Source organism: Lactococcus sp. DD01, assembly GCF_001578715.1.
In the GTDB taxonomy this organism is placed as follows: Bacteria; Bacillota; Bacilli; order Lactobacillales; family Streptococcaceae; genus Lactococcus; species Lactococcus petauri.
The window spans coordinates 501,902-510,025 of record NZ_KQ968939.1 but is presented as its reverse complement, the minus strand read 5'-3'; the positions used below and the strand labels follow the sequence as shown (position 1 = coordinate 510,025).

General features: G+C 38.2%; 7 protein-coding genes and 1 pseudogene. All 8 read left to right on the top strand.

Features of this window, described 5'->3' with window-relative positions:
- Nucleotides 1–1,893 (top strand): annotated as a pseudogene (locus LACDD01_RS02515) (hypothetical protein); the annotation flags it as partial.
- A 109-nt stretch (nucleotides 1,894–2,002) separates the two neighbouring features.
- The gene (gene proB / locus LACDD01_RS02510; RefSeq protein ID WP_019335545.1) at nucleotides 2,003–2,827 is read left to right on the top strand and encodes a glutamate 5-kinase; all 825 of its coding nucleotides are present in this window, start codon (nucleotides 2,003–2,005) and stop codon (nucleotides 2,825–2,827) included.
- Nucleotides 2,824–4,080 (top strand): glutamate-5-semialdehyde dehydrogenase, encoded by a 1,257-nt coding sequence (locus tag LACDD01_RS02505; protein ID WP_061413105.1) that lies wholly within the window; start codon nucleotides 2,824–2,826, stop codon nucleotides 4,078–4,080. Before proB ends, LACDD01_RS02505 begins: the two co-directional genes overlap by 4 nt.
- 161 nt (nucleotides 4,081–4,241) lie before the next feature.
- Nucleotides 4,242–4,415: a hypothetical protein gene (locus tag LACDD01_RS12225; RefSeq protein WP_231863349.1), complete on the top strand. Its 174-nt coding sequence runs from the start codon at nucleotides 4,242–4,244 to the stop codon at nucleotides 4,413–4,415.
- A gap of 26 nt (nucleotides 4,416–4,441) precedes the next feature.
- On the top strand, nucleotides 4,442–5,182 hold the full coding sequence (locus LACDD01_RS02500; RefSeq protein ID WP_231863348.1) for an alpha/beta hydrolase: 741 nt from the start codon (nucleotides 4,442–4,444) through the stop codon (nucleotides 5,180–5,182).
- Nucleotides 5,115–5,369, top strand: a complete 255-nt coding sequence (locus LACDD01_RS12615; protein ID WP_369814472.1) for a teichoic acid D-Ala incorporation-associated protein DltX — start codon at nucleotides 5,115–5,117, stop codon at nucleotides 5,367–5,369. The genes LACDD01_RS02500 and LACDD01_RS12615 overlap by 68 nt, the downstream gene beginning before the upstream one ends.
- 12 nt (nucleotides 5,370–5,381) lie before the next feature.
- Nucleotides 5,382–6,884: a D-alanine--poly(phosphoribitol) ligase subunit DltA gene (dltA, locus tag LACDD01_RS02495; RefSeq protein ID WP_061413104.1), complete on the top strand. Its 1,503-nt coding sequence runs from the start codon at nucleotides 5,382–5,384 to the stop codon at nucleotides 6,882–6,884.
- A complete protein-coding gene (gene dltB, locus LACDD01_RS02490) occupies nucleotides 6,884–8,098 on the top strand; it encodes a D-alanyl-lipoteichoic acid biosynthesis protein DltB (protein WP_061413103.1) in 1,215 nt (404 codons plus the stop codon). The genes dltA and dltB overlap by 1 nt, the downstream gene beginning before the upstream one ends.
- Nucleotides 8,099–8,124 lie beyond the last annotated feature (26 nt).

Genomic DNA, 8,124 nt, shown 5'->3' with positions numbered 1-8,124 from the left:
CCCGGATTCTTTGATTATAATGCTACTGGTGGCGCTTTTAAAACAACGATTGGACAGGGGGCGAGTTTTGACTATAGTACAGGGAATACTTCAAATGCTTTCTTAGGAACATTGGCTGCTACTGACAGTTTTACGCTAAATTCTGCGAAACATGTTCGGCTTAATACAAGTAAAACATCTGGAAGTAGCATCCTAGGAACGGACGCAAGTGCAATGCCATTTGTGCTAAATGCAAGTTCACCTTCAGCTTACGCCATTAACGGTTACAATAGTACCGGAGCTGCTAGTCTGCTGGCAAGTCCTACAAGTGGTGCATTTGGAGTAACTGGAACCTTTCATAGTAATTTAGCAGACTTAAACAAGCTTACTGGTCAAAAAATTCCTACAGCAACAGAAATTACCAGCTATCAAAATTCCGCACAGCTTGAATTTAACCTAGTATCTCCTGCGCAAGCCAATTTTAGTTATGCATGGGCGGCGAATGTTCCTGGACAAAACGGGATAGCTGGTACTTTACTTGGGCAACTTCCGGCACGTGTATCAGAGCAAGGAACCGTTGGAGGAGCTCTAACAGCGCCAACATTATCTGCAGCACCCAAAGGCTATTATATCTCGGGTTATAAGGCACCCAACGGCACAATCTACAGCACACTGGCTGCAGCTTTAGCAGCGGTTAATAATGTATTTGGTACGACTTCGAACACAACGACACCTGGTGTTTACATGCCTTCCACAAATGATTTTCAAGTCATTTTGAGTGCAGAGGAGCAAACATTTTATATTAATTATGGCTATGCGTTTACAAATTTTGGAAATTTACCACCTTTCCCACCCAATGCCTATAGCCAAAAAGGCTTGACTGGCGCACCACTCGCAATAAGTGGCTTAGGAGCTGCCCCGACAGGATATCATTATTCTGCTGTGATGAATAACAAGGGGTCATCTTGGATTGATCAGACAAATCCGGAAACGGGATCAGCTAATACACCTACACCTTATTATGTATCGATTAGTTTGGCACTCACAGCAGCGATAACTCAGCAAAATGGGGGAATGTATTTTGGAATCTCATCTTTAAGTGCAGCACCAATAATTAATAATCAAGGGGCATTTGATAACAATGTAATGGCTATGCTTACAGCAAATGCGGAAATTGCAAACTATACTTATGGTTGGGCCAATATTACACCAGGTTATAATGGAAATGCCGGACAGATTTATGGGAATCTTCCAAGTCAAGCAACTTCTAATGGTGGCTTCGGTGACACCATTGCGCGAGACACATCGGGCATAAATTCTCCGGGAAACAATTACCAGACCTTTGTAGCTCCTCCAAATGATAAGGCTCTTAGTGGCTATTCTGTGGCTGTGCGTGCACCAAATGGAATAACATACACATCGGATTCCAATGCTGTTGCGAGCTCTACAGTAATTAAAACAACTACGCCATTAATAACTGCGACTCAAGCCAATACTTTTAAAGAAGGAGCAGCAGCAAATAATTTCGTGATTACTTATACACCTATTGCAAATAAGATAAGTTGGCACTACACATACGATCCAAGTATATCTAATCCACCGGCTGCCCCTGCTGACATTGTCCAAACAGGTGTGTTAACAGGCGCACCACTTACAGATCCAAAAGCGACAGCGCCAAATGGATACTTTATTGAAGGGTATCAGTATCCTGGAGATACCAAGATTTATCCCACAATTGCGGAGCTACAGACTGCGCATTTCTCTGGCGCTAGTGACATAACGATTAATGTCCTTTTATCTAAAAATTTTGTCTTACCTTATACAGGAGGCTCAGGACAGTTTGGGATAATCTTAGCATCAGCTACACTTGCCTTTCTTGCTTTAGCTTTTTACAACTTTAAAAGGAAAGATTAAAGTATTTCTTTTAACCACAGGGTCTCGATCGTGTGGTTTTTTCTAATTTTTTGCAATAATTGAGGTATATAAGTGTATTTGTGCTCAGATATTGGTATAATTAAGCATTATGACAAGAAAAAATATACTAAAAGCACAACGAATCGTAGTAAAAATTGGTACAAGCTCGTTGATTTTACCGAATGGGAAGATAAATTTATCAAATATAGATGAACTGGCTTTTGTGTTATCCGATATAAATAATAAGGGGTATGAAGTTATCTTAGTAACTTCAGGAGCTATCGGAGCAGGGTTAAACGTTCTTGGGATGAATGAACGTCCAAAAGATATTGCACAGCAACAAGCCTTAGCAAGTATTGGTCAAGTAGAGTTGATGAGTCTCTACACGCAAATGTTTCGTCGTTATTCTCAAAAAGTGTCACAGCTTTTATTAACACGGGATGTTACCGATTTTCCACTGAGCTCAAATAATGCTGAAAATGCCTTGAATGCGCTGCTCTCTCTGGGAATCATCCCTATTATCAATGAAAATGATGCTATAGCTGTCGATGAAATGGATCACCAAACAAAATTTGGCGACAATGACAAGCTGGGAGCGATTGTTTCAAAGCTTGTGGATGCTGATTTACTCATTATGCTTTCTGATATCGATGGACTTTATAATAAAAACCCCAATATTTATGATGATGCTAAAATATTTAAAGAAATCCATGACATAACGGATGAATTACGACAAATGGCGGGCGGAGCCGGGAGTCGTTTTGGTACAGGCGGGATGACCTCTAAACTTGCCGCTGCAGAAATTTTATTTGAGAACAAGCAGGAGATGGTTCTGACCAATGGTGAACGCATCCGTGAAATAAAGGATATTATTGCTGGACAGGAAATCGGGACTTATTTTCACCCAAAAATTGAGAAAGAAGAAGCAAGATGATTGAAGATTTAGGAGTAAAAGTCAAAGCGGCAAGCAAAGAAGCAGCAAAACTATCTGCTGCAACAAAAAACAACTTTCTGCTTTTCCTAGCAGATACTCTCATTCAAAACACAAGCCGGATTATTTTTGAGAATGAGAGGGACTTACTTAAAGCAAAAGAACATGGCATTTCGGATATTATGGTAGATCGTTTACGATTGATGCCAGAAAGAATTTCGGATATGGCACTTGGGTTACGTCAAGTGGCGGACTTACCTGATCCTATCGGCCAAGTTTTACAAGGTTTCACAAATCTTGATGGGCTAAAAATTGTCCAAAAACGTGTGCCACTCGGTACGGTTGGGATGATTTTTGAGAGTCGCCCAAATGTGACGATTGACGCCTTTTCACTTTGTTTTAAAACAGGGAATAGTGTTCTCTTACGCGGTGGTTCAGACGCCATACATTCTAATACAGTCTTAGTTGAAATTATTAAAGAAAGTTTACATAAGCAAGGAATTAACTCCAGTACCGTAGAGCTTCTCACGGATACCAGTCATGCAGAAGCAGAAAAGATGATGCAGGCTGATCAATTTTTAGACGTACTTATTCCTCGAGGTTCTGCTCGATTGATTAACCGTGTAAAAGAAAAAGCAACAGTTCCTGTTATTGAAACGGGAGTTGGAAACTGTACCATTTATGTTGATGAAACTGCTGATTTAGACATGGCTACAAAAATAGTCGTCAATGCTAAAACACAGCGCCCAAGTGTTTGTAATGCTGCTGAAAGTCTCGTAGTACATGCACAAATCGCTGCTGAATTTTTACCTAAATTGCAGGAAGCTTTGAAAAAAGCACATGAGGTTGAGTTTAGAGCAGATGAACGTTCCTTGAAAATTCTCCAAGCTTGTGCGGAAAGCTTAGCAATTGCCGTTCAAGAAGAAGATTTTGGTGCAGAGTACTTAGACTATATTATGTCAGTTAAAACGGTTGACAATTTAGATGAAGCAATTGAACATATTAATCAATATTCGAGTCGCCATTCAGAAAGTATCGTAACTAAAGATTACTTTAATGCTCAAAAATTTCAAGAGGAGATTGATGCAGCAGCAGTCTATGTAAATGCATCGACACGATTTACAGATGGCTTTGTCTTCGGACTTGGTGCTGAAATTGGGATATCCACTCAAAAACTCCATGCACGCGGGCCAATGGGACTAGAAGCTTTGACTTCAAGTAAATATCTAATTGACGGAAATGGTCAAATCCGCTAATATTTTTAAATAAAGAACGGTCTTCTAGGGCCGTTCTTTTATTACAAAAAAGTAAGGAATCAGTTAAGCAAAAAAAGATAAAATAGAAAGAAAAATGAGTATAAGAGTTTGATATTTCTTAGCTCGAGAGATTGAAGCTTGCTTAAATATAAGGAGTACATATGAAAAAAAGAGCGCAGAAGAGAAAGAAAGGAATCGATATGTTAGGTGTGACATTTTTTGTTTTTATTGCTGCGGTAATTGGAGTTTTATGTGTTGCTTTATATTATCAACAGACCAAGGCAAGCCCTGGCGAGCCAAGTACGCGCGTGATTAAAAAACGGAAGAGCAACTAAAGTCAGAGCTTACCATTTACCCAACATTGTATGTTACTGGCTCAAGTGGCAGTCCTAAAAACAACATCAGTCATTTAGTTCAAGCAGTAACCAATAAAAATAATGCCGCAAAACCAGGCCTCACTGTAATTGCAGAAACAGGAAACAAATATAAATTAAGAATTACTGGAAAAATTGATGCTAGTAATAAATATCCAGCTATTGCTGTTGGGACAGATCATGGAACAAATAATCACGAAATCTATCAGTATGCGATAAAAGCTACAATAGAATATCTAGCGGCACACTATAATGTCCCTTGGTATAATATTTTAGGCTATTCTTCGGGAGCAGGTGGAGCTATGCGGTTTTTGATCAATTACTCGCAAGATAAAAATTTACCTCCCGCTAAAAAGTTTGTTGCCTTAGATGGTGAATTTAATCGCAAAGAAAAATTAAGAACCAACGAGACCATGGAAAGCCTGTATCAAAATGGTCCCGAAAACAAAAGCGCTGATTATAACTATTTTGAGAAAAATTATTCAAAAATGGATAAGGGCATCCATGTCTATCTCATGGCTTTAGATACGCCTGTCGGATCTGACTTTGATGGCGTTCTCCCGTGGTCGGATCTCTTTTCTGTTTATAACCTCTTTGAAAAAAATGGCAATATAACGGAAAAATTCACCTATACAAATAGCCCAGGAGAACGCTATTCTCATGGTTCGATTTGTAAAATGCCCGCAGCACAAGACTATATCGAGAAGGTTTTCTACCATTCAACTTAACTTACCAAAATGTAAGTTTACAGACAATTTAATTATAGTACAATCATATATTATGAATAGAAAATATAAAAAATTATTCATCTTTTTGGGAAAGACACTGTTTTACTTCGTAGTTATTTTAATTCTACTTTATCTTTATTCTTATAGTAAAACAGGAGGCGCACACTTTATCTACAACGAATTTTAGAAAGGAGATGTCATGAACATTTTTCACGAAATTTTATCCGGAGCAACAAAATATCCGGAGCGTTTAGCGATAGTCGAACACGACCAAGATTATACTTATCGTCAATTGCTTGATGCAGCATCACAGGTAGCTCAAAAAATATCTGCAATGCCCATCTCCCAACGTCCAATTATTGTATTTGGTAAAAACGGATTTTTATCATTAGCTACACTACTCGGTGTTTCGCTTACAGGGAGGGCCTATATTCCTGTAGATGCCCATACACCTTTTGAGAGAACGCAGCTGATTAAACAAGCCGCAAACCCCTCTTTAGTCATACATACAGTGGAACTTGAAGGGAAGTTTTCCCAACTTTTTACATCAAGAATATCTTATACTGAATACCAAGAAAATATCGATTTCGATTTTTCACAGATTGACAGTCGTCAAGCTGTGAGCGGAGAGGATATTAACTACATTATCTATACTTCGGGCACAACGGGACTTCCAAAAGGTGTCGCAGTAACACATAATAACTTACTTAGCTTCACTAAATGGATGAATAAGGATTTTTCTATAATCGAAAATAATCACTTTCTGTCTCAAGCACTATATAGTTTTGATCTATCAATTTTCAGTTTATATCCTAGCTTGACAACAGGTGGGACCTTGATTTCACTTAGTCAAGAGGAGACAACGAATTTCAAAAAACTTTTTGAACGACTTAATTCAAGTACAATCAATACCTGGGTTTCTACTCCATCCTTTATCGAAATATGCCTGCTTGATCCATCATTTGTTGAAGAAAATCATCCAGATTTACAGCAATTCATTTTTTGTGGCGAGGAATTAACGCACAAAACAGCATCAAAGTTGCTCGACAAGTTCCCACATGCAAAAGTTTGGAACACTTATGGACCAACCGAAGCTACAGGTGCTATTACAAGTATTCAAGTTGATAGAACAATCCTTCAGGACTATAAGCGCTTGCCTATTGGCACTGCAAAGCCAGGAGTTGAAATTCAAATCATTGATGATGAAATTATTATTATTGGGGATTCTGTAGCTCAGGGATATTTTGAAAATTCGGAGAAGACAGCAGAAGTCTTCTTTGAGTATGAAGGCAAGAAGGCGTATCATACAGGAGATTCAGGCTATTTTGATGAAAATTCGGTCCTTAACTATAATGGTCGTATCGACTTTCAAATAAAATTCAATGGTTTTAGGATTGAGTTGCAGGATATCGAAGCTCATTTATATGAAATTGCTGAGATTGAAAAAGCATTAGTGGTGCCTCAAGAAAATACCGCACATAAAGTAACAGGATTAATAGCAGTCATCCATTCTTCTCTAAGTTTTGAAACTAAGGCTGAAGAACGCGCATTTAATAAAAAAATCAAGGCACAACTTTCAAATACGATTATGGATTATATGATGCCGACTAAATTCATTTATCTTGATGATTTCCCACTTACTCCCAATGGAAAAATTGACCGAAAGGCCTTAACCAAACAAGTCCTTGGAGGTAAGAACTAGTGGAACCATATGCAACACCTTTTTATTTTGTGATTTTAGGGTTAGCACTGCTTCCACTTATCATGGCACACGCCTATGGAAAAAAATGGATGGGCTATCAAGTCATCTTGACCATTGCCTTTCTCTGGATCAGTTTCGGCGGTAAAGTCAGTCTTTGGTCCCTTCTGGGTTTTGGGATTTTTGAAACAACTTTAATCAAGCTTTACGAGCACTATCGAAAACTCCAAAACAAAACTTGGGTGTTCGTTTTAGCAGTGATTGCATCGTTACTACCTTTAATAATCGTTAAGGTGACGCCCTTATTGGACCCGATGCACCCACAATCTATCCTTGGTTTTTTAGGGATATCTTATGTGACCTTTAAAACTGTAAGTGTAATTCTTGAGTTACGCGATGGCCTGATTAAAGAAGTTCCCTTAAAGGAATATCTCTATTTTCTTTATTTCTTTCCCACCATTTCGTCAGGGCCAATTGATCGTTTTCGACGTTTCCAAAAAGAGCTAGAAGCGCCACTGACAGATAAGTATTCGGAGTATTTAGGAAAAGGGATTTTCTATATTTTCCAAGGTTTCCTATATAATTTCATCATTTCTTATCTGATCTCACATTATTTTCTGCATGAGTTAGCGATAAAAGCAACATTGCATCCCAATTTGTGGAATATGATGGGGAGCATGTACGCTTACGGTTTTTATCTCTTTTTCAACTTTGCAGGTTATTCTCTTTTTGCGATGGGCGTTTCTTTGATTATGGGATATAAAATTCCTATTAACTTTAATAAACCCTTTCTCGCAAAAAATATTAACGACTTTTGGCAACGCTGGCATATCTCTTTATCATTCTGGTTCAGAGACTTTGTCTTTATGCGTTTAGTAAAGTGGATTATGGTTAAAAAATGGTCCAAAAATATGGTGACCATCTCAAACGTGGGTTACTTAGTAAACATGTTTATTATGGGATGCTGGCATGGTTTAACGTGGTACTATATCTTATATGGTGTTTATCATGCCTGCCTGATGATCATTTATGATGCCTGGAAGCGAATGAAGAAGAAGCACAAATGGAATATTCCTGATAATATGTGGACACGTGGAGCTGCAATATTTATCACTTTTAATGCCGTTATGGTCAGTTTCCTTATCTTTTCAGGAATCCCTAATTATGCTATAATGCATGCAATCAATGGACTTGGTAGTCCTTTACCTAATTTTTAGACAACAATAGAAGAAAGAAGAATAAA